This is a genomic window from Xanthomarina maritima (assembly GCF_008084905.1).
In the GTDB taxonomy this organism is placed as follows: domain Bacteria; phylum Bacteroidota; class Bacteroidia; order Flavobacteriales; family Flavobacteriaceae; genus Xanthomarina; species Xanthomarina maritima.
On sequence record NZ_VSFC01000032.1, the window covers coordinates 57,972 to 82,383 of the forward strand.

At 29.9% G+C, this 24,412-nt stretch carries 25 protein-coding genes and 1 riboswitch; of the genes, 11 read left to right on the forward strand and 14 right to left on the reverse strand.

The genetic code is table 11. From position 1 onward, the window contains the following. Positions 1–21: 21 nt before the first annotated feature. Complete coding sequence (locus FVF61_RS06680) at positions 22–318, reverse strand: N-acetyltransferase (RefSeq protein WP_148454633.1); 297 nt, start codon at positions 316–318, stop codon at positions 22–24. Positions 319–438: 120 nt separating this feature from the next. On the opposite strand from FVF61_RS06680, the gene FVF61_RS06685 reads away from it, so the two are divergent. After that, positions 439–1,113, forward strand: a complete 675-nt coding sequence (locus FVF61_RS06685; protein WP_148454635.1) for a YqiA/YcfP family alpha/beta fold hydrolase — start codon at positions 439–441, stop codon at positions 1,111–1,113. Positions 1,114–1,155: 42 nt separating this feature from the next. Continuing rightward, on the forward strand, positions 1,156–2,082 hold the full coding sequence (locus tag FVF61_RS06690) for a lytic transglycosylase domain-containing protein (protein WP_148454637.1): 927 nt from the start codon (positions 1,156–1,158) through the stop codon (positions 2,080–2,082). A 38-nt stretch (positions 2,083–2,120) separates the two neighbouring features. Here the strand turns inward: FVF61_RS06690 and FVF61_RS06695 are convergent, their stop codons facing one another. Together FVF61_RS06695 and FVF61_RS06700 are read right to left on the reverse strand one after the other, a co-directional pair. Continuing rightward, positions 2,121–2,693, reverse strand: coding sequence for a tetratricopeptide repeat protein (locus FVF61_RS06695; RefSeq protein ID WP_148454639.1), 573 nt, complete (start codon positions 2,691–2,693; stop codon positions 2,121–2,123). Next, entirely contained in the window at positions 2,683–3,579 is an 897-nt protein-coding gene (locus FVF61_RS06700; RefSeq protein WP_148454641.1) for a DUF6263 family protein, read from the reverse strand. Before FVF61_RS06700 ends, FVF61_RS06695 begins: the two co-directional genes overlap by 11 nt. Before the next feature lie 171 nt (positions 3,580–3,750). On the opposite strand from FVF61_RS06700, the gene rpmH reads away from it, so the two are divergent. The 4 genes from rpmH to FVF61_RS06720 all read left to right on the forward strand — a co-directional run bounded on the left by rpmH (position 3,751) and on the right by FVF61_RS06720 (position 8,261). Continuing rightward, a complete protein-coding gene (gene rpmH / locus FVF61_RS06705) occupies positions 3,751–3,912 on the forward strand; it encodes a 50S ribosomal protein L34 (RefSeq protein WP_148454643.1) in 162 nt (53 codons plus the stop codon). Between the two features lie 110 nt (positions 3,913–4,022). Continuing rightward, positions 4,023–6,875: a carbamoyl-phosphate synthase large subunit gene (carB, locus tag FVF61_RS06710; protein WP_148454645.1), complete on the forward strand. Its 2,853-nt coding sequence runs from the start codon at positions 4,023–4,025 to the stop codon at positions 6,873–6,875. A gap of 75 nt (positions 6,876–6,950) precedes the next feature. Further along, entirely contained in the window at positions 6,951–7,472 is a 522-nt protein-coding gene (locus FVF61_RS06715; protein WP_148454647.1) for an ankyrin repeat domain-containing protein, read from the forward strand. A gap of 6 nt (positions 7,473–7,478) precedes the next feature. Next, positions 7,479–8,261 carry a T9SS type A sorting domain-containing protein gene (locus FVF61_RS06720; RefSeq protein ID WP_158635191.1) on the forward strand — a complete coding sequence of 261 codons (783 nt, stop codon included), beginning with the start codon at positions 7,479–7,481 and terminating at the stop codon, positions 8,259–8,261. A gap of 50 nt (positions 8,262–8,311) precedes the next feature. Here the strand turns inward: FVF61_RS06720 and FVF61_RS06725 are convergent, their stop codons facing one another. The 8 genes from FVF61_RS06725 to FVF61_RS06760 all read right to left on the reverse strand — a co-directional run bounded on the left by FVF61_RS06725 (position 8,312) and on the right by FVF61_RS06760 (position 16,501). After that, a complete protein-coding gene (locus FVF61_RS06725; protein WP_148454651.1) occupies positions 8,312–9,016 on the reverse strand; it encodes a DUF3307 domain-containing protein in 705 nt (234 codons plus the stop codon). After that, a complete protein-coding gene (locus FVF61_RS06730) occupies positions 9,013–9,627 on the reverse strand; it encodes a transcriptional regulator (RefSeq protein WP_148454653.1) in 615 nt (204 codons plus the stop codon). Before FVF61_RS06730 ends, FVF61_RS06725 begins: the two co-directional genes overlap by 4 nt. A 287-nt stretch (positions 9,628–9,914) precedes the next feature. After that, on the reverse strand, positions 9,915–10,283 hold the full coding sequence (locus FVF61_RS06735) for a 6-phosphogluconate dehydrogenase (RefSeq protein ID WP_148454655.1): 369 nt from the start codon (positions 10,281–10,283) through the stop codon (positions 9,915–9,917). Between the two features lie 4 nt (positions 10,284–10,287). Beyond that, positions 10,288–11,619 (reverse strand): DNA recombination protein RmuC, encoded by a 1,332-nt coding sequence (gene rmuC, locus FVF61_RS06740; RefSeq protein ID WP_148454657.1) that lies wholly within the window; start codon positions 11,617–11,619, stop codon positions 10,288–10,290. Between the two features lie 78 nt (positions 11,620–11,697). Beyond that, positions 11,698–13,425 carry a tetratricopeptide repeat protein gene (locus FVF61_RS06745; RefSeq protein WP_148454658.1) on the reverse strand — a complete coding sequence of 576 codons (1,728 nt, stop codon included), beginning with the start codon at positions 13,423–13,425 and terminating at the stop codon, positions 11,698–11,700. A gap of 122 nt (positions 13,426–13,547) precedes the next feature. Next, positions 13,548–14,342 (reverse strand): ABC transporter ATP-binding protein, encoded by a 795-nt coding sequence (locus FVF61_RS06750; protein WP_148454660.1) that lies wholly within the window; start codon positions 14,340–14,342, stop codon positions 13,548–13,550. After that, positions 14,342–15,358: a FecCD family ABC transporter permease gene (locus FVF61_RS06755; RefSeq protein WP_148454662.1), complete on the reverse strand. Its 1,017-nt coding sequence runs from the start codon at positions 15,356–15,358 to the stop codon at positions 14,342–14,344. The genes FVF61_RS06750 and FVF61_RS06755 overlap by 1 nt, the downstream gene beginning before the upstream one ends. Further along, a complete protein-coding gene (locus FVF61_RS06760) occupies positions 15,359–16,501 on the reverse strand; it encodes an ABC transporter substrate-binding protein (protein ID WP_148454664.1) in 1,143 nt (380 codons plus the stop codon). A 262-nt stretch (positions 16,502–16,763) separates the two neighbouring features. Further along, a riboswitch (cobalamin riboswitch) is annotated at positions 16,764–16,996 on the forward strand. A gap of 67 nt (positions 16,997–17,063) precedes the next feature. Between FVF61_RS06760 and FVF61_RS06765 the strand changes: the two genes are divergently transcribed. Further along, complete coding sequence (locus FVF61_RS06765; RefSeq protein WP_148454666.1) at positions 17,064–18,992, forward strand: TonB-dependent receptor plug domain-containing protein; 1,929 nt, start codon at positions 17,064–17,066, stop codon at positions 18,990–18,992. A 52-nt stretch (positions 18,993–19,044) separates the two neighbouring features. On the opposite strand, the gene FVF61_RS06770 is transcribed toward FVF61_RS06765, so the two are convergent. After that, positions 19,045–20,472: a S41 family peptidase gene (locus FVF61_RS06770; protein WP_148454668.1), complete on the reverse strand. Its 1,428-nt coding sequence runs from the start codon at positions 20,470–20,472 to the stop codon at positions 19,045–19,047. Between the two features lie 132 nt (positions 20,473–20,604). On the opposite strand from FVF61_RS06770, the gene FVF61_RS06775 reads away from it, so the two are divergent. From FVF61_RS06775 to FVF61_RS06790, 4 genes are all read left to right on the forward strand, one after another. Further along, the gene (locus tag FVF61_RS06775) at positions 20,605–21,114 is read left to right on the forward strand and encodes an RNA polymerase sigma factor (protein WP_148454670.1); all 510 of its coding nucleotides are present in this window, start codon (positions 20,605–20,607) and stop codon (positions 21,112–21,114) included. After that, on the forward strand, positions 21,101–21,577 hold the full coding sequence (locus FVF61_RS06780) for a hypothetical protein (protein WP_148454672.1): 477 nt from the start codon (positions 21,101–21,103) through the stop codon (positions 21,575–21,577). Before FVF61_RS06775 ends, FVF61_RS06780 begins: the two co-directional genes overlap by 14 nt. A 75-nt stretch (positions 21,578–21,652) precedes the next feature. After that, positions 21,653–22,219 carry a DUF4252 domain-containing protein gene (locus tag FVF61_RS06785; RefSeq protein ID WP_148454674.1) on the forward strand — a complete coding sequence of 189 codons (567 nt, stop codon included), beginning with the start codon at positions 21,653–21,655 and terminating at the stop codon, positions 22,217–22,219. A 5-nt stretch (positions 22,220–22,224) separates the two neighbouring features. Next, entirely contained in the window at positions 22,225–22,767 is a 543-nt protein-coding gene (locus FVF61_RS06790; protein WP_148454676.1) for a DUF4252 domain-containing protein, read from the forward strand. A 53-nt stretch (positions 22,768–22,820) separates the two neighbouring features. Here FVF61_RS06790 and FVF61_RS06795 read toward each other — a convergent pair whose 3' ends face one another. Together FVF61_RS06795 and purB are read right to left on the reverse strand one after the other, a co-directional pair. Beyond that, on the reverse strand, positions 22,821–23,057 hold the full coding sequence (locus FVF61_RS06795; protein ID WP_148454678.1) for a hypothetical protein: 237 nt from the start codon (positions 23,055–23,057) through the stop codon (positions 22,821–22,823). A gap of 4 nt (positions 23,058–23,061) precedes the next feature. Beyond that, entirely contained in the window at positions 23,062–24,405 is a 1,344-nt protein-coding gene (gene purB, locus FVF61_RS06800) for an adenylosuccinate lyase (RefSeq protein WP_148454680.1), read from the reverse strand. Between the last annotated feature and the right edge of the window lie 7 nt (positions 24,406–24,412).

The following is a 24,412-nucleotide window of genomic DNA, read 5'->3' on the forward strand; positions in this document are numbered from 1 at the left end:
TTAACTTCGGTTTTTTTAGATTTAAATTCTTACTCCAACAGGAAGCATGCGTTTATATTTTCTATTCTTTCTTACAAATTTTGCTATTTCAGGACTAGTTGGTACTACACTTAAATTTCGATCTTCGATATCTTTAAAAACAATTACTAAAAATTCTTTTTGAAATTCTTCTGAATTTATTTCATCAGGAATAATCAATTTTGTTAAAAATATCTTTCGTTCTTGTAGTGAATATTCAATTTTTGCTAAATGTTCATCAATTTTAATTTCATACTGACGTAAAAAGTCATTGTCCACAAGTTCAGATGCCTCAATCATAATTAGAATGTTTTTTATTTAAAGAGAATTTTAGGAGTCAGTACTATTTTTCAATAGTTTTGTAACGCAAATTTACAAAAAAAAATTGTATAAAATCATTATTTACCTACTTAAAAGCTTATGAGTCAAGATATCATACATGTTTATTTTGTGCCAGGAATGGCTGCTAGTCCATTAATTTTTGAGAACATTAAATTGCCTGAAAGCAAGTTTCAAACGCATGTGTTAGAATGGTTAATTCCTGTTGATAATGAGACAATTGAAGATTATTCAAATCGTATGGTTGAGAATATTAAACATGAAAATGTGGTTTTAATTGGTGTTTCTTTTGGTGGAATTATAGCTCAAGAAATAAGTAAGCTTATTAAATTAAGAAAACTAATAGTTGTTTCTAGTGTTAAAACAAAACATGAATTGCCAAAAAGGATGAAACTAGCCAGAATAACTAAAGCATATAAAATTTTACCAACTAGCTTAGTAAATAATATTGATGCATTGGCAAAGTACACATTTGGAAAAACCGTAAAGAAACGTGTGTCTTTATATAGAAAATACCTTTCTGTTACTAATAAACAATACTTAGATTGGTCTATCAAACAAGTTATTTGTTGGAATCAAAACAAGCCAATTCCAGAAGCTATTCATATCCATGGAGAAAAAGATGCTGTTTTTCCACATCGTTGTTTAGGAGACTGTATCACTGTAAAAGGAGGTACTCATGTAATGATTATTAATAAATATAAATGGTTTAATGAAAATTTACCAAAAATTATTTTAGATGAAAAATTGGCCTAAAAATTGCTGTATTTTTCGTAATTTTATAAAAACTTTTTACAGATGAAATGGTTTAAAAATGTGTTTGCATTTTTTGGGTTATTAAGCTTAACAATGTTATTTGTTTATGCTTTACAAGATGCGCCTACAGACGAAAATTTTGAGAAAAAATTAATTAATGACTATAATGTCTATGCATTACAAATCCCTGAATATTTAGATTTTGCAGGCGAAGCATTGCCTCTAGATAATCCAGATATTTACGAACGTATGGATAAAGAGTTACTAGTTAATACTTATTGGCAATCTAATGGTTTGTTAATGTTTAAAAGAGCTCATAAATATTTTCCAGTAATAGAGCCAATTCTTAAAAAGAATGGTGTTCCAGACGATTTTAAATATTTAGCAGTTATAGAAAGTGGATTAACCAATGCTGTCTCACCTGCTGGAGCAAGAGGTGTATGGCAAATAATGCCTGCTACTGCAAGAGAATATGGTTTAGAAGTTAATGATAATGTTGATGAACGTTATCATTTAGAAAAATCAACAGAAGTAGCTTGTCAGTATTTAATAAAATCTAAAGAACAATTAGGATCTTGGACTTTAGCTGCAGCTGCTTATAATGCAGGGAATTCAGGAGTTTCTAGAAGATTAGAAGAACAAGAGGTAAATGATTATTACGATTTACTTTTAGGTGAAGAAACAGGAAGATATCTGTTTAGAATTGTTGCACTAAAAGAAATATTGTCTCATCCAGATAAGTATGGGTTCAATTTTAGAGAGAAAGATTTATATACAGAAGTTCCAACTTATAAAGTTGAAGTAGATACAGCTGTAACCGATTTCACTGCATTTGCTAAAAGGTTTAACATAAATTATAAGATTTTAAAAATACACAACCCTTGGTTAAGAGAACCTAACTTAAACAATAAATCTAGAAAACAATATTTTATTGATATTCCTAAAGAAGGATACTATAAAACTGATTAAAAAAAAACCTTGACAATTGTCAAGGCTTTTTTTTTACCTTATCTTCTTTTGCCAGCTCTTTGTTGTTTATGTCCACCAAAATGCTGATTTGGCATTTGTGCTTTTTTCATGTTGTCTTTCATCATTTTTATTTGTTCGTTCAACATGCCTCTTTTGTCTAGGGTTTGTGCCTCTTTAAGAAGAATATTTGCTTCGTTTTTTCTACGTTTACTAAAAGCTATTCCAGCTAGATTTAATTTAGCCATAGCCATATCATGATCCATAGATAAACCTAAACTTACTGCTTTTTTAAAATAACGTTCAGCCTCATTCATGTTTTCTTGAGAAATCATAATACCATGTAAATAGTTATAATAGCCTTGTTGTTTTTTTACAAGAGCGCTTTCAGGACTCTTTATTTTATCAAGCCATTTTTTAGCTCCAACAAAATCTTGTTTTCTTAAGCGTAAAAAAGCAAGTAATATAAATTCGTTTTTAAAATATAGAAAAATAAAAATAGTAGATAAAAGAAGATACATAATTCCATTACCAATTAATCCTTCGGTGAATTGAAAGATTCCAAAAGCAATTATAAGCCCTGCAATTATTAATTTAAATATTTTATTGTACATGTTTTTTGATTTTATATGTTGTTTTAGATTTTATATTAGTTGGTATTTCTGTGCCATTCATTTGTTTCATAACTGTAGTTCCATTTGCTTTAGAGGTTACAGTTATTAATTCAGCTATTCCAGATTTTTTATTTGCAAAAACACTTGTATTTTGCGTGCCCTTTAATGTCATTATATGGGAATCTTCTTCAGTTATCATAGTAACATTACTTTTAGCAGATAATTCGATTTGATTACCCCAATTGGTTAATGTCCAAATGTTTTTAGCCTTTAAAGCTCCAGAATAATTATTTGTCCAAGTATCACCGATACTTACTTTTTTTGATGGATAGATATATGTCATTTGTTCAAAGCTTCTGGCAAGACTTTCATTACCAAATTCTTTTTTCATAGCTTCAATCATAAGTTCTTTGGTGAATTCATCTTCAATTCCAGCATCAGTTACCATTTTGTTAATCATAGCTTCTGATCCAGATACTTTTAAGATTTTCCCTGTTTTCAACATCTCCATTTTTAAAGTAGATTTTGTTAATCCTGAAAATATTTTTGCCTCTAAATCGTCTTTTTCTATGCTTTTATTTGTGTCAATATTCATTAATTCACCATAGATATTTGATGTTGTTAACAATTTAAACCTATCAAATTTAAAATTAATAACGTAGGAACTATCTGTAATGGATTTAATTATAAACGTATAATTACTTTCTAAATTATTAGTTATCTCATGTTTAGAACCATTTAAGTCTTGCACAACATCTTGAGTAGATGTCTGTGTAACTATCATGTTATCACCTATATTAAGCTTGTATTCCAATGTGTTTTGACTTGAAATAAAACTGGAAACAAGTAAAAAAAAGACAGTTATTTTTAGAACTAATTGGTTCATAAAACAAGGATTAATTTTGGAGTACAAAGAAACTAAAATTTTATTGAAAAAATATTTTTAAAATAAGGTTTGTGAAATAAAAAAGGCTTTGTATATTTGCCCCCAGTTTTAGACAAAGGGATAAAACAGATTATTTAGATATAATAAAGAAGATTTTTAAAGATATAAGTAATGAGTAAAAGAACATTTCAGCCGTCAAAAAGAAAGAGAAAGAATAAGCATGGCTTTAGAGAAAGAATGGCTTCTGCCAATGGTAGAAAAGTGCTTGCTCGTAGAAGAGCTAAAGGAAGAAAGAAAATATCTGTATCTTCAGAAGCTAGACATAAAAAATAATGATTAACAATTGTTAATATATAAAAGGTGTTACTTTACGGTAACGCCTTTTTTTGTATCTAGTATTCATTAATTTTGCAAACACATCTATAACAATATAATACTTAAAAATGCCTAAAAATTCAAACCTTAAATCTATTTTAATTATTGGTTCTGGTCCAATAGTCATTGGTCAAGCATGTGAATTTGATTATTCTGGAACCCAAGCATTAAGATCCTTAAGAGAAGATGGAATAGAAACTATTTTAATTAATTCTAATCCAGCAACCATCATGACAGATCCTTCTATGGCTGATCATGTATATTTATTGCCTTTAACTACAAAATCTATTGTTCAAATATTGAAAGAACATCCTCAAATAGATGCTGTTTTACCAACTATGGGAGGACAAACAGCTTTAAATTTATGTATTGAAGCAGACGAAAAAGGCATTTGGGAAGATTTTGGGGTTGAAATAATAGGTGTTGATATTGATGCTATTAACATAACAGAAGATAGAGAACAGTTTAGAGAGTTGATGCTAAAAATTGGTATTCCAATGGCCCCTCAAGCCACTGCTACCTCTTATTTAAAAGGGAAAGAAATTGCTCAGGAATTTGGTTTCCCATTAGTTATACGTGCATCTTTTACTTTAGGTGGAGCAGGTGCATCTTTTGTATATAAAGAAGAAGATTTTGATGAATTACTAACTCGAGGATTAGAGATTTCACCAATTCACGAAGTCATGATTGATAAAGCCTTAATAGGTTGGAAAGAATATGAATTTGAATTATTACGTGATGCAAATGATAATGTAGTAATTATCTGTTCTATTGAAAACATGGATCCTATGGGAATCCATACAGGAGATTCAATTACAGTAGCTCCTGCTATGACATTAAGTGATAGAACCTATCAAAAAATGCGTGATATGGCTATCCATATGATGCGAAGTATTGGCGATTTTGCTGGAGGATGTAATGTGCAATTTGCTGTAAGTCCAGACGAAAACGAAGATATTATTGCTATTGAAATCAATCCTCGTGTATCTCGTTCTTCAGCTTTAGCAAGTAAAGCTACAGGTTATCCTATTGCAAAAATTGCAGCTAAATTAGCTATTGGTTATCATTTAGATGAACTAGATAATCAGATTACTAAATCTACTTCAGCTTTATTCGAACCAACCTTAGACTATGTTATTGTTAAAATCCCTAGATGGAATTTTGATAAATTTGAAGGAAGTGATAGAACTCTTGGTCTTCAAATGAAATCTGTAGGAGAGGTTATGGGAATAGGACGTTCGTTTCAAGAAGCACTGCATAAGGCAACCCAATCATTAGAAATTAAGCGAAATGGGCTTGGCGCAGATGGAAAAGGATACAAAAATTATGATCAGATTATAAGTAAATTAACTTATGCAAGTTGGGATCGCGTGTTTGTAATATATGATGCTATACAAATGGGAATTCCTCTTAGTAGAATACACGAGATTACAAAAATAGACATGTGGTTCTTAAAACAATATGAAGAATTATATTTACTAGAAAAGGAAATTTCCACTTTCAAAATAGATACTATTCAAAAAGATTTATTGCTTGAAGCCAAACAAAAAGGTTATGGAGACCGACAAATAGCTCACATGCTTGGCTGTTTAGAAAGTCAAGTTTATAATAAACGTGAAGAATTAGGAATTAATCGTGTTTATAAATTGGTAGATACTTGTGCTGCTGAATTTAAAGCGCAAACACCATATTATTATTCTACTTTTGAAAGCGATGTTGAAACAACTAACGGAAAACGCTTTGCTGAAAATGAAAGTGTTGTTTCAGACAAAAAGAAAATTATAGTTCTTGGGTCAGGACCTAATAGAATTGGACAAGGAATAGAATTCGATTATTGCTGTGTTCATGGTGTTTTAGCAGCATCAGAATGTGGATACGAAACTATTATGATTAATTGTAATCCAGAAACAGTTTCAACTGATTTTGATACAGCAGATAAATTATATTTTGAACCAGTATTTTGGGAACATATATACGATATTATAAAGCACGAAAAACCTGAAGGCGTTATTGTGCAGCTTGGTGGCCAAACAGCTTTAAAATTAGCAGAAAAACTAGATAGATATGGTATTAAAATAATTGGCACTACCTTTCAATCTCTAGACTTAGCAGAAGATAGAGGAAGTTTTTCAAACATTTTAAAAGAAAATAACATTCCTTATCCTGAGTTTGATGTAGCAACTACAGCTGAAGAAGCTCTAGCTGTTGCAGATAAATTAAATTTTCCAATCCTAGTTAGACCTTCTTATGTACTAGGAGGGCAAGGAATGAAAATTGTTATCAATAAAAATGAATTGGAAGAACATGTAGTAGATTTGCTACGTAGTATTCCAAACAATAAATTACTTTTAGACCATTATTTAGATGGTGCTATTGAAGCTGAAGCTGATGCTATTTGTGATGGGGAAAATGTGTACATAATAGGTATTATGGAGCATATTGAGCCATGTGGAATCCATTCAGGAGATAGTAATGCTACCTTACCACCTTTTAATTTAGGTGAATTTGTAATGCAGCAAATTAAAGATCATACTAAGAAAATTGCATTAGCTTTGAATACTGTTGGATTAATCAATATTCAATTTGCCATCAAAGACGATATTGTTTATATTATTGAAGCTAACCCAAGAGCATCAAGAACAGTCCCATTTATTTCTAAAGCTTATGGAGAACCTTATGTGAATTATGCAACTAAAGTGATGTTGGGAGAGAAAAAAGTAACAGATTTTAATTTCAATCCACAATTAAAAGGATATGCTATTAAGCAACCTGTTTTCTCCTTTAATAAGTTTCATAATGTGAATAAGAAACTAGGTCCAGAGATGAAAAGTACTGGAGAAAGCATTTTATTTATTGAGAGTTTAAAAGATGATGAGTTCTATAATTTGTATTCTAGACGTAAAATGTATTTGAGCAAGTAAAGGTTATATTAGATAAAAGGTATCTGTTATTTTGCTATTAATTACTACTTTAGCATAAAAAATCAAGTCTATTAAATGAATCTGAAGCAAATTTTATTATTTGGATGTTTTTTTATGTCAATAATCACATTTGCTCAAAATAATATTTTTGATGTAGCACGTGCTGGAACTGTTGATGAAGTTAAGAAGTTAATGGCAATAAACATTGACACTATTAATAAGCCTAATGATGAAGGTTATTTACCCTTAACTTTGGCCTGTTATAATGGAAATGAAGCAGTTGGATTATTTTTAATAAAACATGTAAATAATATTAATGGAGACAGTAAATATGGTACTCCTTTAATGGCAGCTGTATTTAAAGGGCATGTTTTGTTAGTGCAAACATTATTAGAAAATGGAGCAAACCCAAATATAGCAGATGTAAATAAAACAACACCTTTGCATTATGCTGTATTATTAAATAATGATGTTATTATCAAATTATTAATGGATTATAATGTTGATGTTACCTTAAAAGATAGTAGAGATAAAACAGCTTTAGACTATGCTTTAATGGATAATAATAAATCTATAATTGAATTATTAGAAAAATAAATGATTATGAAAAAAATTACTTTTTCTTTAATTGGAATTTTCACTTTTATCACCTCTCTTTCATTCAGTCAAACCTATTCTACTGGTGTAATTGAATTAGTTAATAATGGAAGTTTTTTATATACAGCTCAAATTGATGTTACTGCTTCATTAGTAACATTAACGTTAAGTGGTCCAGATAATAAATACTTAGGATTAGGATTTGATTCAGCAAGTATGACTGCTGGAAAAGATGTTGTTATTTGGTTAAATGATGGAACATTTAAGCTTACTGATAGATCTTTTTTAGGAGTAGGTGCAGAACCTGCTTTAGATGCAGAACAAGATTGGACAATTATTTCAAATACAACCTCTAGCGGACAAAGAAATATTGTTGCTACAAGATTACCAAATACAGGAAATACTAACGACCATGTGTTTTCAACTTCAGCTTCATCTATAGATTTAGTTTGGTCATTTGAGGACACGTCTACTTATACTTTAGGTTGGCATGGCATATCAAATAGAGGATTTACTAGAGAATCATTTACATTAAGTACTCCAGTTTTTACAAAAGCAGATTTTAAAATCTATCCAAATCCAGGAAAAACACATCTTAATATTAATTTACCTGAGTTTAACAATAATACTCATGTTGAAGTTTTCGACATTTTAGGTAAAAAAATATACTCAAATTCACTTAGTACTCTAAATAATAAAATTTCAGTATCTAAATGGCATTCAGGAGTTTATTTAGTTAGAGTGTCTTCAGGAGAACAATCGATTACCAAACGATTTATTAAACTGTAATTTTAATAAATATATAATCTTAATACCATCAGATTTCTGATGGTATTTTTTTACTTCAAATTTAGATATAGAATTCCTGTTAAGATTGCTATCCCAAAACTAATTAAAGTACCAATTAAAATGTATTCAGTTAATTTTCGGTGTTTGCTTTCTTTTAAATCTCCAAATCTAAATACAGATTTCGCTGTTATTAAAAATCCAACTGCTTCCCAATGATTTGTTATTATAAAGATAAATACCAATAATCTTTCTAACATGCCAATATACATGCCAGCATCTTTTAGAGACTCGTTTCCACTAGTTAATTTTTCTATATTCCATCTACTAAAAACAACCATCATTATAATAGAAACAGGTCGAGTTAAAAAAAGTACACAAGTTATAAGAAGTAAGTTGTTTTGAGTAAATATAGATGAGATTTTAAAACTATGGTCTATAAATATAAAGTAAGCTACAAAAATCATGATTATATGAAGACATTGATCTAAAAAGAACCATAGTCTTTTAGTTTTTTTCTTTTGAAAAACTAGTTTAGAAGCATCTATAAAAAAATGTGAAACTCCAATGGTAAGAATTATTGGCCAGAGGGTTATATCCCAAAGTAATAAGAATAATAAAATAATATGAATACCAATATGAATGTAAATAGCTGAAGACTTTAGTTTCAACCTCTCTTTTTGTTTTATCGATTTTTTAGTCTGAAAAACAAAATCACCAATTAAATGTGCCAAAAATAGTTTTATTAATAGTATCATAATTCTTGTTGTACCTTATATTGATACATACTATTTAATTCTAAAATCTCATCTAAATTTGCTCTTTTCTGTCTTCTGCTTACGGTATTTTGATTAATACCTATTAATTTCCCTAATTCTTCTTGAATAGTATTAGGTTTCTCTATGCTTAATTTCACAATTTCAGCAGAGTTTACTGTCCATCGATCCATACTTAGTAAAGCTAATTTAAAGTAAAGATTTAATTCTTTATTTAGTTGTTTGTTTGAAGTCTTTATTTTGAGATTTTGTTTCACCTTTTTAAGACTTTCTAAAGTTTCTCCAGAATTCTGAAATGCTTCTCCCTGAGATTCTGTTATATTTTCGCCAATATAACTTATGTTTCCTATCCCTATGGCTAGTCTTACATCTAATCCTTTTATACTTTTTATACAGGCTTTAATATATAAGGCAGCCATAAAGCTTTTCTCAATTTCTCTAATCTCAATTTGAAAGCTATCTCCTCTATATATCTCCCATAAAGATGCATCACTCTCTATTTTAACTAATGCATTTTTTAATGTCTCCAGCCACAATTTTGGGTTATCTATGCTACGAGATTTTATTATGTCTCCAGTAATTACACTTGTCATTATGTTTAATTATTTAATAATTTCAAAACATTTCGTTATAATTAGGGATATATAGATATATCTACTTTTAGCATGATAATTTAAAATATCCACTTTAAGCGTGATAATAAAATTAATATAAATTTTGAAAAAAGCAAATTTATTATCAAGCTTTATTATAAATAGATTTATGTTTGTTATTAAGTTGAGCTAGAAATTATAGTAGAAAAACTATCTATCATAAATTGAAATAGGGTAATAGATGAAAAAAGAAATATTAGAATGGACTGAAGTTTTAAGAATATTTTTTATAATCTTCTATTACTTCTTTCTTTATCTTCTTCCACTTTAGTAATATAGTACTTGGTGTCTCCTAACCAAAATAGTTTTTTATAGCGTTCAAAATAATGGAGTTTGACATATTTTCCTTGAAGGTCTTTTAAATCTTGAATCACTTCTGTTTCTTTGTCTTCTACAGAAAATTCAAATAATTGTGCTTCAGAAACACCTTGGCTAATTTGTCCTTCCCATGTTTTTATAACAATACCTTTGTTGCTAAATTTAACTAGTTCTCCAGCTCGAATACCTTCACTATAAGTTGCAAAATAGATAAATACAAAATATCCTACGAGAATTAAAATAAAGGTAATAAAGAATTTAATTAGAAATTTTTTCATGAGTTTAAAGATTTTCAATGTCTGAGTTTTCAGCACGTTTTAGAAGTTTCTCATTTTGTTGTTTACTAGCTTTAGCACCTAAAGCTTTTAATGTTTCAACACGTTTAATTAAATTTCCTTTACCAGTTAGCTTAATCATAGCATTTTCGTAAGATTTTTGTACAGTTCCTATTTGGCTTCCAACTTTGAGAAGTTCGTCGGTTAAATTTACAAACGAATCGTAAAGTCTGCCTGCTTGAGTAGCTATTTCTATAGCATTGGCTTTTTGTTTCTCATTTTGCCACATGCTATCTATAGTTTTTAAAACAGCAAGCAAGGTAGTTGGTGTAACAATAATGATATTTTTCTCAAACGCATCTGAATAAAGTGCAGGATATTCCATAGATGCAATGGCAAAAGCCGATTCTATAGGAATAAATAATAAGACAAAATCCGGACTGTCCATCTCGTAAATTTGATGGTAGTTTTTTTCGCCCAATTCGTTTACACGTTTTCGTACAGATAGTAAATGATTTTTTAAGTGAGTTGCCTTTTCAGAATCTTCTACTTCGTTAATATAACGCTCGTAGGCTACTAAAGATACTTTAGAATCTACAATTAGTTTCTTATCTCCAGGTAAAGAAATAATAACGTCTGGCATAACACGTTTTCCAGATTCTGTAGTAAAACTTTGTTGCACAAAATATTCGCTGTCTTTTTTTAAACCACTTCGTTCTAAAACACGTTCTAGTACCAATTCTCCCCAATTTCCTTGCATTTTTGTGTTTCCTTTTAAGGCTTTGGTTAAATTGTTGGTTTCTTTACTCATTTGCTCATTAAGCTCCTTCAAACCTAAAATTTGTCTTCGTAAATCGGCACTTCTGGTAATATCTTCTTTGTTGGTTTCTTCCACACGTTTTTCAAAATGCTTGATTTTTTCTTCCAATGGTTTTAAAATAGCATCTAGATTATCTTTGTTTTGTGAAGTGAATTTCTTTGACTTTTCATCTAATATGCGATTTGCCAAATTTTCAAATTCTTTAGAAAATTTTTCTTGCAGCTTTTCAACTTCTACTTTTTGTTCTTTGATTTTTTCCTGAAGATTCTCATATTCTGTGTTACGTCTGGTTAATTCAGAATTTAAGAGCTCTTTTTCATTTCTAATTTCATTACGCTCTATTTCAATTTTATTTGAATCCTGTTTTAAATTATCAATAGTTTGACTTAACTGTTTTTGGCGTTCTTCCAGAGTACTCAGTTCTCCTTTATTTTTAAGTTTAGTAATAGTCATGCCTAGATAAGCACCAATACCACCAGAAATTAAAATAACTAGAATGAGAATAAGATTATCGTTCATTTAAAAAGAAGTTTACCCAAAGATAAATTTTTACTTTGAAGATAAAAAGCATTAAAAGAAGTTATATTCAATATAATTTTAAAGGACAGACGTTTTAATTTCTATATCAGCATCTTGCCAGGCTGTATTAAATTCTTGCATAATTGCAGCAGCTTCATCCAACTTTTCTTGTGCCATTAAACTTTCATACAGTCCCATTAAAGACCAACCATTTTGTCTTAAATCGTCTAAATCTTCTTGATATATTTTTTCTGCTTCACTGTATTTTCCAGCTTTTAATAAGGCATCACCTAAATTTTGTCTAGGTGGTATGTACCATGCAGCTGGCTCGTTGTAAATTAAATTGTCTTCCATTTCTACTGCAGTTTTAAAATGGGCTATAGCTAAATTGTAATTTTCTTCTAATTGAGCAATTTCACCTGCAACAACTTCATAGGCTAATTTTGCAATAGAAGTTCCATTATCAAATCCAGAAGCATATATAGTTTCCATTTCAGGATCTACAACTAGAACTTGTATCGCTTCAAGTTCTTCTTTAGCATCCTTCAAATTATTCTTTCTAACAAATGCAACACCTCTTGTATAGTGCCATATAAGATTTAAGTATTTAATACTATCATTGGGTTTAGGATACGTTAGAATATCATTCCATTTACCAAATCGCGTGTAAGCTAAAAGTGGAGTAGCAGCAAAATTTTGTAAAAAATGCAATTCTTTCATTTCGCCAATAGGAACTTTTTCAGCTGTTTTTTTTGCAGCATCTATGGCAATCTCGCTATTTCCTAAAAGACTAGATGCCGACCATAAAAAATGAATATTATGAGGATAGTATCCAAGTGGATACATGCCTTGAGCGTAACATTGCGAGATATAATCTTCATCGGCTAATATGGCTTGCTGATTAACAAGAACGGCATCTTTATAGCGTCCAACACGAATATAAATATGAGATGGCATATGAACAATATGTCCTGCACCAGGCATTAATAAGCCTAGTTTGTCTGCACTTGGAACGGCTAAATCTGGTTTAGGAAGTTCAACCATGTGGATATAATAGTGATGTGCTCCAGGATTATCCGGACTTAAAACCATTGCCTTCTCCAATGCTGTTTTTGCTTCAGCAATATGTGGCGACGGATTACCTTCTTTATCCCAATAATTCCAAGGAACAGTATTCATAATGGAAGCTGCATATAGGGTTAAAATATCGGAATCTTCTGGATAATCTTCTGCTACTTCTGTCATGGCTTCCATATATTCCATATTTAAATCTGAAGTTTCTTTTTCTAGATCTGAAGAATATCTGTGTGTTAAAGAATTTATTAAAGCTTGTTCTTTTTCTGAGGCATTAGTAGAAAGACTTACAGCTTTTGCAATAGCTTCGTTGTATTTTGCTTTACGTTCATCATCTGGCAAAGGATCATTGATGTTTGGACCTAAAGCATAAGCTTGTCCCCAAAAAGCCATAGCTAAACTTGGATCTAATCGAGCTGCTTCCATAAAAGAACGATGGGCTTCAGCATGGTTAAAAGCGTAAGTTAATCTAAGGCCTTGATTAAAAAACTGTTGCGCTAAGTCGTTATTGGTGCTTACTTTATAATTATGATTTCCAAGGTTTTCGAAGAGTGGTGAAATTTGTTTGGTTGTATCAACATCAGTTAAAAGAAACTTTGCAGGCGTACACTTAATAGCGTTCATGCCTACTTTTTTTGAATAATCGAATGCTTCTTCTTTATTGAATTGATAAAATAAAAAACCTATAATAGATAATATTGTGATAAAGATTAAACCCACTTTGAATTTCATGACTTTTTGGATTAATGGTTAATAATGCAATAAGTAAAATAGGTATTTATTGAAAGCAGTTTAAGGCACTGGAAATGAATAAGGTAAAGTTACTGAATTAATATATGAAATACGGGAATAATTTATTTATTTACTCGAAAGCTACCTGTTTTTTTGTCGAATGAAATAAGGTCTTTTGGAAATAGTTTTTCAAAAGTCCCTTTGGAAATAAGGTTACATGGAGAATCAGATACAACATCATCTTCTGTCATAACAATCATTTTATCGCAAAGTTGTATGGCTAAATCTATTTCATGTGAAGAAAACAGAATGGTTTTATGGGTTTCTTTAACGAGTTTTTGAAGCAGTTTTAAAATATAAGCTTTATGATACATGTCCAGATGAGTGGTTGGTTCATCCAGAATAATTAAATCGGTATCTTGAGCTAAAGCTCGTGAAATCAAAGCCTTTTGAAGTTGTCCATCACTTAACTCAAAACATTTTTTGTGTTTTAAAGTTTCAATATGGGTTAGGTTTAAAGCATGGTTAACCATTTCTAAGTCTTTCGTTGTTAAGTTTCCCACCCAATTAGTGTAGGGTTGTCTTCCTAAAGAAACTAATTCAAAAACCGATAAATTTTTCGAAGCAATAGGCTCAGTTAAAACCAGACTCATCACTTTAGCCAATTCTAAATTCGAATGGTTAGCAATAGGTTTTTCATTTAATAAAACGTCTCCTGAAAGTTTAGGTTGCATATGAGTTAACGTTCGTAACAAAGTTGATTTTCCAATACCATTTGCTCCAACTAATCCAATAAGTTCACCTTTTTGAAGCTCTATTTGAATGTTTGAAGCAATAACAGAATGAGTCTTTTTAGATTTATAACCTATAGAAAGACTTTCTGTTTTTAAAATGATATGTTGTTCTGTTTTATTCATTAAAATATCATTTTACGTTTTCTAACCAATAACCAAATAACAACAGGAGCTCCAATTAAAGAGGTTATTGCATTTATTGGTAAGGTGTAATCACTTGTTGGAACTTGCGCAATACTATCGCAAATAAGCATGATAATTGCTCCAAATAAAAAGACTGCTGGCAATAATATTTTGTGGTTAGATGTGTTAAAAACCTGTCTGGTTATATGTGGAATGGCTAAACCTATAAAAGCAATAGGTCCTGCAAAAGCCGTAATGGTTCCAGCTAATAAACTGGTTGCAATAATTATAATAAACCTACTTTGTTTAATGTTTAAACCCAGACTTTTAGCGTAATTTTCTCCTAATAATAAGGTGTTTAATCCTTTGATGGAAAGGATACTTAATAATATTCCAAAACTATAAATAATAAAAAATATAAAAACTTCGTTCCAGGACAAGTTTCCTAAACTTCCAAAACCCCAAAAAATGTATTGTTGCAATAATTCGGCAGAACTAAAATAAGAAAGAACACTTACAACTGCAGCTGTAATACTGCCAAACATAAGTCCGATAATAAGAATAGCCATAGTATCTCTGATTCTTGCAGAAACAATCAAGATAGCTAAAAGCACTAAGAAACTACCTAAACTTGCAGCAACTACTATTGTCCATTTAAAAACTAAAAATGCAGCAAAAACACCTCCAAAAATTCCGGAACCTAAAATAACTAAAGCAACACCTAAACTAGCTCCAGAGCTAATTCCTAAAACAAATGGACCAGCTAAAGGGTTTCTAAAAAGCGTTTGCATTAATAAGCCTGAAATACCTAATCCAGATCCAACTAAAATAGCAGTTAAGGCTTTTGGTAATCTATAATTTTGAATAATATAATTGTCTGAAATACCAATTAAACTTCCAAAAACAGTTTTAAAAGGAATTGATACAGAGCCTAAGCTAATATTAGTAAAAAAAGTTGCTATTAATACAAGTATTAAAACTAAAAATGTAATTTTATATGTATTAGAATGAGGCAATTAATTTAAAGGTTTATAAAAGTAAGGTTCGTAATCTGTTAATAAATCAGGATGACAAATTTTAATAATATCTTTTAATACTATATCTGGTCTGGCAATTCCTAATTCGTAATACAACACACCTCCAGTTGCTCCAGTTGTGTTAGCAAAGGTATAGATGCTTTTGTTTTTAAATGCATCAAATGTTGTATAATGTTGGTTGGCACTTTCTAAATCTTTATAAGATGTGTAATACGATGGATTGATCCAGATGTCAGCATGTTTGGCTTGTTTAAAAACCACTTCAAAATTTAATGCCAAACTGCCACTTCCTTTTGTATTACTCCATAAGTAATCTACATTAGCATCTTTTAAAATGTCTGCTTCTGTACTTGTGCCATTTGGCAAATACCAATTGTCTTTATGCATGGCTCCACTTAATATAGTAGGCTTATTTTTGGCTTGCAATGCTAACGATTTAGCCTCTAAATAGTTTTTTTCAATGGTATTAAATATAGAATCGGCTTTTTGTCTTTTATTAAAAAGAACACCAAAAAATTTAATCCATTCAGCTTTTGCTAAAGGTGAATGTTCAACCCAATCTCCATTATAAATAATCGGAATTCCAGCTTTTTTAATGGTTTCAAACGTTTTATTGTTTCCATCAATACCAAAGCCGATAACTAAATCTGGTTTTATTTCTAACAAGACTTCAATATTAACACTTTCATTTTTCCCTAATTCTCTAATACTTCCATTATCAACTCTAAATCTTGTTTTTTCTGAAGAGATATAATCTGTTCCTGGAAAACCAATCAGGCTTTCTTCAATTTCCAATAATTCTAAAGCTGGAATATGCGTGGTGGAAGTCACTACTATTTTTTCAATGGGAATGGTAATGATACCATCAAATTCATCTTTGTTTAAAGTGATTTTTGGAATCATATTTTTATGAACCAATGCATAACGATACGCTTTTTCGGCTTTTGGCCAAGGACTCTTAATAGTTAAAGTGCTGAAGTTTTCATGATGCGTTATTTCAAACCCTTTAGCATAAGACAATTTTACTTTAGATACATCTAAAATCACAGAAGACTCAGGTTGTTTGTTTTTACAATTAATAAAAACCAAACAAAGACTTAATAAAAAATATCTAAAAACCATATATTATGTAACATTTGTAACTGTCTATTATTGGATTGGTTTTTATTTTTATACAAAATAAAAACCATGAGAGACGGTTCAAATTTAACAATATATATAGTAGCTGGAATAATAATCTTCCATTTTTTAGTTGGGTTTATTTATCTTATCTACAAACTCAACAAGAAAAAGTAATCTTTCTTAGATATACATTTTTTATTCTATTACTTTTGCAGCGAATTTTGGTTTGATGATGCCACAAAAGAATTATTTCGAGGATTATTTATAAGGTCCCGAAACAAGTTCGGCATGGCTTCGCCAATTAAAAGGGAATTTGGTGCGATTATTATAATCAATTCCAAAACTGTTCCCGCAACTGTAAGTTTATACCCATATTGTTTGGGTACCTCTTAATTGAGATGTTATTACTTCATATTTAACCACTGGTTTTTAAAAACTGGGAAGGTTCAATAGCATAAAACAAGTCAGGAGACCTGCCATTTTCAACAAAAAATAAGTCAAACTTTCGGGACAAAAGTTAGGTGTGATTTTCATGCTATTCTCGAGCAATTATTAATTTAAAATGAACAAAAAAACATTTGTTTTTGGTGTACTTTGTAGTATGTCATTATTTACTGTTGCACAGCAACAAACAGATTTAACTTCTGTGGAACAATTAGATGAAGTAGTAATTACAGATTCTAAATTTAATTTAAAACGTGAAAATTCAGGAAAAGTAATTACTAAAATTACGCAGAAAGAATTAGAACAATTACAAGGAAAATCTCTTGCTGAAATTATCAATACCACAACAGGAATTGAAATTAATGGGGCTAATAGCAATGCTGGACAAAATTTAAATTATTATGTAAGAGGAGGGAAAAACAGACAGGTTCTTATTTTAATAGATGGTATTGTTGTATCAGATCCTTCGCAAATTGCAAACGATTACGATCTACGTTTATTGAATGCCAATCAAGTTGAGTCTATTGAAATTTTAAAAGGAGCTTCAAGTACACTTTATGGTTCTGGAGCAGCAACAGCAGTTATTAATATAAAATTAAAGGAAGCTTCCAAAAAAGCTATTTCTGCTAATTTCAGAAGTCTTTTTGGAACCAATCAATCTCAAGATGATAACAATTATGCAATAAATAATTTCCAAAATAATGTATCCATTAATGGAACTTTAGACAACTTTAATTATTTGGCTAGTTTTGGAAATCAGTATACAGATGGTTTGTCGTCTCTAGCAAATGGAACAGAATCTGATGCTTTTAATGTTATCAATGGAAATCTAAAATTAGGTTATAAGTTTTCGGATGCTTTTAAATTGACTGTTTATGGAAGTTGGGATAAGTTTAAAGCCGATTTTGACGATGGGTTCTCAGGAGTTGATACCAACGATCTTTCAACTACTGAACAACTGAGATATGGGCTTTCACCCGAATATGCTTATAAAAATGGAAGTGTCACTTTAAATGCAGCTTATAATAAGGTAGAAAGAGATATAGAATCTAGTTTTCCAGCCTTATACAATGCAGAAAGTTTTACTGCAGATGTTTTTAATAAATACAATTTTAATGACAAGTTTTACACAGTGTTGGGACTAAATGTGCAACAAAACAACATGGAAAGCTTTTCCATTCCTTTTGGAGGCACATCTTTTGAGCAAAGTGTCAATCCAGATGTCGCAGAATATACCAATATCGATCCTTATGCTAATGTAGTTTATATTTCAGATTTTGGTTTGAATGTAAATGCTGGAGCTCGTTTAAATAATCATAGTGAATATGGAAGTCATTTGGTTTATAGCTTAAATCCTTCCTATAAAAAAGATTTCAACTTTGGTTATTTAAAAGGAATAGCTAGTTATAGTACAGCCTATATTACACCTTCGTTATATCAACTTTTTGATCCTTTATATGGTAATACAGATTTAAAACCTGAAGAAAATGCGACGTTTGAAGTTGGAGCAGAAGTGCAATTTTTAGACAAAGCAACAGTGAGTGTAGTTTACTTTACTAGAGAAGAAAAAAACTTTATAGAATTTGTTGATTTAGGAAGCTTTGTATATCAATATCAAAATGTAAATGAAGAATTTACTGCTAGTGGTTTAGAATTGGTTGCAGATTACAACATTACTAAAACATTGAAGTTAACAGCTAATGCAACTTATACACATGTAGATGAAGACTTAAGTTTGCGAATTCCTGAATTTAAAGTGAATGGCTTGTTAGGTTTTCAAGTATGTGAAAAAACATTTATGAGTTTATCCTATCAGTTTACTGATGAGAGAACAGATTCGTTTTATAATAATCTAACTTTTATGAATGAAGAAGTGTCTTTAAATAGTTATAATTTATTGGATTTTTACATCAGTCATACTATTTTAGATAACAAAATGAAACTATTTGCTAATGTCACTAATATCTTTAATGAAGATTACCAAGAGCTATATGGTTATTCTACAAAAGGTAGAAATGTTAATCTTGGGTTTAGTTTAACTTTATAAAATATTTTTAAGAATAATACCTTTCAGGTTTTAAAGACCTGAAAGGTTTAAATTAATTCCTATCAATATACATTCTATTTTTGGTTAAAGTAAAATCTTTACTATCTCCAATTATTTCTAAGGAACTTAATGGTTGTAAAGAAATGCGTCCTGTGTCTTCAATATGTTGTAAAGCAATAGCTAATAAAGTTTCATCAGGATTCCCTAAAACTCCTAAATCTCCATAATTTTCTTTAACCATAAAAGTAGGTGTAAGTCCATTTATAAAATCTGTATTTCCAACAGCATTTAATGTTTTTAAAACTAAAGGTTGCATGGCATAAGTATGGGTCGGATTTACATCATTATAGCTAAAGTCTGGTGAATCGTATAAAGTAATAGAAGCTTGATATTTTCCAGTTGTATTATCACCAATTTGAACCACATTTATATATGGATTTAAGCAATTTATTACTAATTCACTAGCTGAAGCAGTGCTTTTAGTAGTTAAAATATAAACTTTACCAAGACTCAAGCTGTTTAATGGAGTTCCTTCATCATTACTTATGAAATTATTTATTAAATCATTAGGGTTTAATTGGGCTTGAATATCAGTATTCCATTGATTTGTATTAAAAACCTGACCTGTAAATTGTCCAGTAATCATACTTGATAATAATATAGCCGTATTTACTGAGCCTCCAGAATTGTATCTTAAATCCAATACTAAATTCTGAATGTTTTGAGATTGAAAATAATTGAAGGTGTCGTTTAATTGAGAATCGAAATCTCTGGTAAAACCATTATACATTAAATAGCCAACATTTTGGTTTGCAACTTGAAGGATTTCAGAAATAAAAATCGGATTTTCGGTATAAGGTGCTTTTGTTAATGAGATGCTCTCATTAGTAGGCTCTACAAAATCATCTTCAGTGTCTGAAGTTCCATTATCATTATAAATTGCAAGATTTATCGTGTAATTATTCGGATTTAATAAGTTTCTGTAATTATCAATAGTAAGTGAAGTACCATTTACTGCATGAAAAATCATGCCACGTTGTAAGCCTTTGATTTCAGCATCTGTATTTGGTAAAATATATCGAACATAACCAAAAACTTCAGAGCTTGTGCTTGAAAACCTAACCAAGCCAAACTCCATTCCGTTATTGTAAGTTGTGCCATTTAGCTGTTGTTGTAATTCAATATAGTTATCGGTTATCCAACTAAATCTATCAATAGTTTGTCTTTGGTACATAAGGCTTTCAAATAAATCTTCAGGTGAAGAAAAACTATTTAAATAGTTATCATATTCAGAATTTGTAAATCTATCGTTTGCTAAATCAGGTAAATTATCTTTGTATAAATAATATTTGTTTAAGCCTTTCCAGACAAAATCGTTTAATTCTTTTGTAGAAACAGGGTTGTCGTCTAAGTCTTCAAAACATCCAGCAAATAACGTGATACTAAATATTGTAATGAAAATTAAGAATTGTTTTTTCATAACTTTAAAATGTTCTTTTTCAGTTTAAAAATACTTACTTTATCTTAGATTAAAAATTTTTTGTAACAAAACAACAAGTGTTTCGTCGTAATAATAAACAGGCATAAACCAACTGTAGAACCAAACAAAATTATGACACAGGCTGAATTTTTAAATATAGTCATGCCATTTAAAGACAAAGTCTTTCGATTAGCAAAACGTTTGCTGGTTTCGAAAGAGGAAGCAGAAGATGCTACGCAAGAAATTTTGTTGAAATTGTGGAATAATAAAGCAAAAATTGAAGACTATAAAAATGTGGAAGCATTTTCTATGACAATGACTAAGAATTTTTGTTTAGATAAATTAAAATCTAAACATGCACAGAATTTAAAAATTGTACATAGCAATTATCAAGACAAGAATACGTCTTTGCAAAAACAAATTGAATTAAATGATAGTGTTAATTGGGTAGCAAAAATTATAGAGGATTTGCCAGAACAACAAAAAATGGTCATTCAATTAAGAGATATAGAACAATACGATTTAGATGAGATTGCAAACATGTTAGATATGAATAATACAGCAGTAAGAGTAGCCTTATCTAGGGCAAGAAAATCAATAAGAGAGCAATTAACTAATACACATAGTTATGGTACAAAATAATATAGAAAAGTTACTTGAAAAGTACGAAAACGGAGAAACAACTCTTAAAGAAGAGCAACAGTTAAAAAACTATTTTTCTCAAGAAACTGTAGCGCCACATTTAGAAATGTATAAGCCCATGTTTGCATATTTTTCAATTAGCCAAAAAGAAACGTTTACCAAAACCGTTCCATTAAAAACTAGAAAAATCTTTGATTACAAATGGATTTCGGTTGCAGCAGTAGCAATTCTTATGTTAGGTTTCTATTTTAGTATGCCAATGTTTCAACAAGAAGAAGATTTAGGAACATACGAAGACCCAATGATGGCTTATAACGAAGTGGTGAAGTCTTTAGAGTTAATTTCAAGCAGTTTAAATAAAGGAACACAAAAAGTAAGTTATCTAAACGGTTTAGATAATGGTATGTCTAAAGTTGGTTACCTAAATGAAATGGAAAATTCAACAAAAATAATTTTTAAATAAATATCAATACTGAAATAAATTCAGCACAATAAAACGAACAAAATGAAAACAATAAATAAATTAAAAACAAGTAAAATGAAGAATAAAGCAATCCTTTTTTTAATGGCAATCATGTTATTTCCATTAACATCTATGGCACAAGATATTTTTGCGAAATACAGCGAAAATCCAGATGTAACGTATGTGTCTATTAAACCAAAAATGTTTCAAATGTTAGCAAAAATGGATATCAATTCAGATGATCCAGAAGCGCAGGAATACATTAAAATGGTTAACAGTATTACCAGTTTTAAGGTCATTACAACAGATAATAAAACCATCTCTGGAGATGTTTCTAAATGGGTTCAATCTCGTAAAAATTCTTTAGAAGAATTAATGGTTGTAAAAGATGATGGTGTAAATATGACTTTTTATGTGAAAGAAGGTAAAGATGAAGATCATGTTAGTGAATTCTTAATGTTTGTTGATGGTTTAAGTGCCATTACTAAAGACGCAAATATTAATATGAATGGCGAAAAACGTGAGTTTGAAACTGTAGTCGTATCTTTAACTGGAGACATAGACCTAAATCAAATCTCTAAGCTTACCAAAAAAATGAATATTGAGGGAAGTGAGCATCTAGAAAAGAATAATAAAAAATAATAAATATGAATTCATCAATCAAAAAGTTATTATTCAGCTTACTAGCATGTATCGTGCTAGTAAGTTGTAATAATGGCGAATCTCTACAAACTTATTTTGTAGATAATCAAGAAACGCCAGATTTTATATCTGCAGATGTACCAACAACTATAGTTAAAATAGACGAAACAACTTTGTCTGAAGACCAAAAGGAAGCCTATAATTCTGTTAAAAGATTAAACTTTTTAGGTTATAAGATTAAAGAAAACAATCTAGAGGACTATACTTTAGAACTTTCTAAAGTGAAATCTATTTTGAACAATAAAAAGTACAACGACCTTATAGAATTCAACGATAAAGCAGCTAAAATTATAGTAAAATACATTGGAGATGATGATACAGCAGATGAATTTGTGGTTTTTGCTAGCTCAAACGATTTAGGTTTTGGAATAGTAAGAATTTTAGGTAATGATATGCGTCCTGAAAAAATGGTAAGCCTTGTAGATGCTTTGCAAAATGCAGATTTTGATGAATCTCAATTAAATGGAATTACAGATTTTTTTAAATAAATAATTAGTTAAAGTTAGTATTAAAAAAGGCTTCTAAATTTAGAAGCCTTTTTTTAAATATTATCGTTATTAATTATATTTGGATTCGATTTTTTGACTTCACCATCTAGAATTTCTTCATTATATTCTTCATCAGGTTTCTGTATAAAAATATTAATTATAATCAATAAAAAAAGAATTACTAATACAGCAACAATCACATAATTATCTAATATACCTATCATTCCAGAGATAGAAAATCCAAAGACAACAATGGCACAAAGTATTAGAGATTGTTTATCTGTAAGCATAAGTTTATATTCCTGTATAATTACTTGGTGTAATTAATTTTAATTCTTTTTTAATAGTTTCTGAAACCTCTAAGGTATCAATAAAATTTGAAATAGATTGTTGGTTAATTTTATCGTTAGTCCTTGTTAAGCCTTTTAAGGCCTCATAAGGATTTGGATATGCTTCACGACGTAAGATGGTTTGAATTGCCTCTGCTACAACAGCCCAATTATTTTCTAAATCTTCAGCAAATTTACTTTCATTAAGTAATAATTTATTTAAGCCTTTTAATGTTGACTTAAATCCTATAAGTGTATGTCCAAAAGGAACACCTACATTTCTTAAAACAGTACTATCTGTTAGATCTCTTTGTAATCTTGAAATAGGAAGTTTAGCAGACAAATGTTCAAAAACAGCATTAGCAATTCCTAAATTACCTTCGCTATTTTCAAAATCTATTGGGTTTACTTTATGTGGCATGGCAGAACTACCAACTTCACCAGCTTTAATTTTTTGCTTAAAATAATCCATAGACACATAAGTCCAAATGTCTCTATTTAGATCTATTAGAATGGTGTTGATGCGCTTTAAACAATCAAACAAAGCAGCCATATGGTCGTAATGCTCTATTTGTGTTGTCGGATACGAATGTTGTAGACCTAATTTTTCTTGTACAAATTTATTGCCAAAAGCTCTCCAATCAATGTTTGGATAAGCTACTTTATGTGCATTAAAATTCCCTGTGGCTCCACCAAATTTCGAAGCACTTGGGATATCGTTTAGTAAATTAAATTGTTCTTCTAATCTAACAACAAACACAGCAATTTCTTTTCCTAATCGCGTAGGAGAAGCAGGTTGACCATGTGTTCTTGCTAACATTGGAATGTTTGCCCACTCTTCAGATAATTCTTTTAGTTTTTTATGTAGAATAAAATATTCAGGAACATATACATTGTTCATAGCCTCCTTAATACTTAATGGAATGGCTGTATTGTTAATGTCTTGAGATGTTAATCCAAAGTGGATAAATTCTTTATATTCTGAAATGCCTAAAGCATCAAATTTATCTTTTATAAAATACTCAACAGCTTTTACATCGTGATTAGTAACTTTTTCAATTTCTTTGATAGCTGAAGCATCTATAGGTGTAAATTTTTTATAGATAGCACGTAACTCATCAAATAATTTAGAATTAAAAGATTCAAGCTGAGGTAAAGGTTGCTCGCAAAGAGCAATAAAATATTCAATTTCTACTTGTACACGATATTTTATTAATGCTTCTTCCGAAAAATAAGGAGCTAATTCGTTTACTTTATTTCTGTAACGTCCATCAATAGGAGAAATAGCATTAAGAGGTGATAAAGACATGTTCTGT

What these genes read in the sequence shown, in the direction of transcription:
- FVF61_RS06680 (WP_148454633.1), bottom strand. Translation starts at nt 318, where the DNA reads ATGATTGAGGCATCTGAACTTGTGGACAATGACTTTTTACGTCAGTAT.
- FVF61_RS06685 (WP_148454635.1), top strand. Translation starts at nt 439, where the DNA reads ATGAGTCAAGATATCATACATGTTTATTTTGTGCCAGGAATGGCTGCT.
- FVF61_RS06690 (WP_148454637.1), top strand. Translation starts at nt 1,156, where the DNA reads ATGAAATGGTTTAAAAATGTGTTTGCATTTTTTGGGTTATTAAGCTTA.
- FVF61_RS06695 (WP_148454639.1), bottom strand. Translation starts at nt 2,693, where the DNA reads ATGTACAATAAAATATTTAAATTAATAATTGCAGGGCTTATAATTGCT.
- FVF61_RS06700 (WP_148454641.1), bottom strand. Translation starts at nt 3,579, where the DNA reads ATGAACCAATTAGTTCTAAAAATAACTGTCTTTTTTTTACTTGTTTCC.
- rpmH (WP_148454643.1), top strand. Translation starts at nt 3,751, where the DNA reads ATGAGTAAAAGAACATTTCAGCCGTCAAAAAGAAAGAGAAAGAATAAG.
- carB (WP_148454645.1), top strand. Translation starts at nt 4,023, where the DNA reads ATGCCTAAAAATTCAAACCTTAAATCTATTTTAATTATTGGTTCTGGT.
- FVF61_RS06715 (WP_148454647.1), top strand. Translation starts at nt 6,951, where the DNA reads ATGAATCTGAAGCAAATTTTATTATTTGGATGTTTTTTTATGTCAATA.
- FVF61_RS06720 (WP_158635191.1), top strand. Translation starts at nt 7,479, where the DNA reads ATGAAAAAAATTACTTTTTCTTTAATTGGAATTTTCACTTTTATCACC.
- FVF61_RS06725 (WP_148454651.1), bottom strand. Translation starts at nt 9,016, where the DNA reads ATGATACTATTAATAAAACTATTTTTGGCACATTTAATTGGTGATTTT.
- FVF61_RS06730 (WP_148454653.1), bottom strand. Translation starts at nt 9,627, where the DNA reads ATGACAAGTGTAATTACTGGAGACATAATAAAATCTCGTAGCATAGAT.
- FVF61_RS06735 (WP_148454655.1), bottom strand. Translation starts at nt 10,283, where the DNA reads ATGAAAAAATTTCTAATTAAATTCTTTATTACCTTTATTTTAATTCTC.
- rmuC (WP_148454657.1), bottom strand. Translation starts at nt 11,619, where the DNA reads ATGAACGATAATCTTATTCTCATTCTAGTTATTTTAATTTCTGGTGGT.
- FVF61_RS06745 (WP_148454658.1), bottom strand. Translation starts at nt 13,425, where the DNA reads ATGAAATTCAAAGTGGGTTTAATCTTTATCACAATATTATCTATTATA.
- FVF61_RS06750 (WP_148454660.1), bottom strand. Translation starts at nt 14,342, where the DNA reads ATGAATAAAACAGAACAACATATCATTTTAAAAACAGAAAGTCTTTCT.
- FVF61_RS06760 (WP_148454664.1), bottom strand. Translation starts at nt 16,501, where the DNA reads ATGGTTTTTAGATATTTTTTATTAAGTCTTTGTTTGGTTTTTATTAAT.
- FVF61_RS06765 (WP_148454666.1), top strand. Translation starts at nt 17,064, where the DNA reads ATGAACAAAAAAACATTTGTTTTTGGTGTACTTTGTAGTATGTCATTA.
- FVF61_RS06770 (WP_148454668.1), bottom strand. Translation starts at nt 20,472, where the DNA reads ATGAAAAAACAATTCTTAATTTTCATTACAATATTTAGTATCACGTTA.
- FVF61_RS06775 (WP_148454670.1), top strand. Translation starts at nt 20,605, where the DNA reads ATGACACAGGCTGAATTTTTAAATATAGTCATGCCATTTAAAGACAAA.
- FVF61_RS06780 (WP_148454672.1), top strand. Translation starts at nt 21,101, where the DNA reads ATGGTACAAAATAATATAGAAAAGTTACTTGAAAAGTACGAAAACGGA.
- FVF61_RS06785 (WP_148454674.1), top strand. Translation starts at nt 21,653, where the DNA reads ATGAAGAATAAAGCAATCCTTTTTTTAATGGCAATCATGTTATTTCCA.
- FVF61_RS06790 (WP_148454676.1), top strand. Translation starts at nt 22,225, where the DNA reads ATGAATTCATCAATCAAAAAGTTATTATTCAGCTTACTAGCATGTATC.
- FVF61_RS06795 (WP_148454678.1), bottom strand. Translation starts at nt 23,057, where the DNA reads ATGCTTACAGATAAACAATCTCTAATACTTTGTGCCATTGTTGTCTTT.
- purB (WP_148454680.1), bottom strand. Translation starts at nt 24,405, where the DNA reads ATGTCTTTATCACCTCTTAATGCTATTTCTCCTATTGATGGACGTTAC.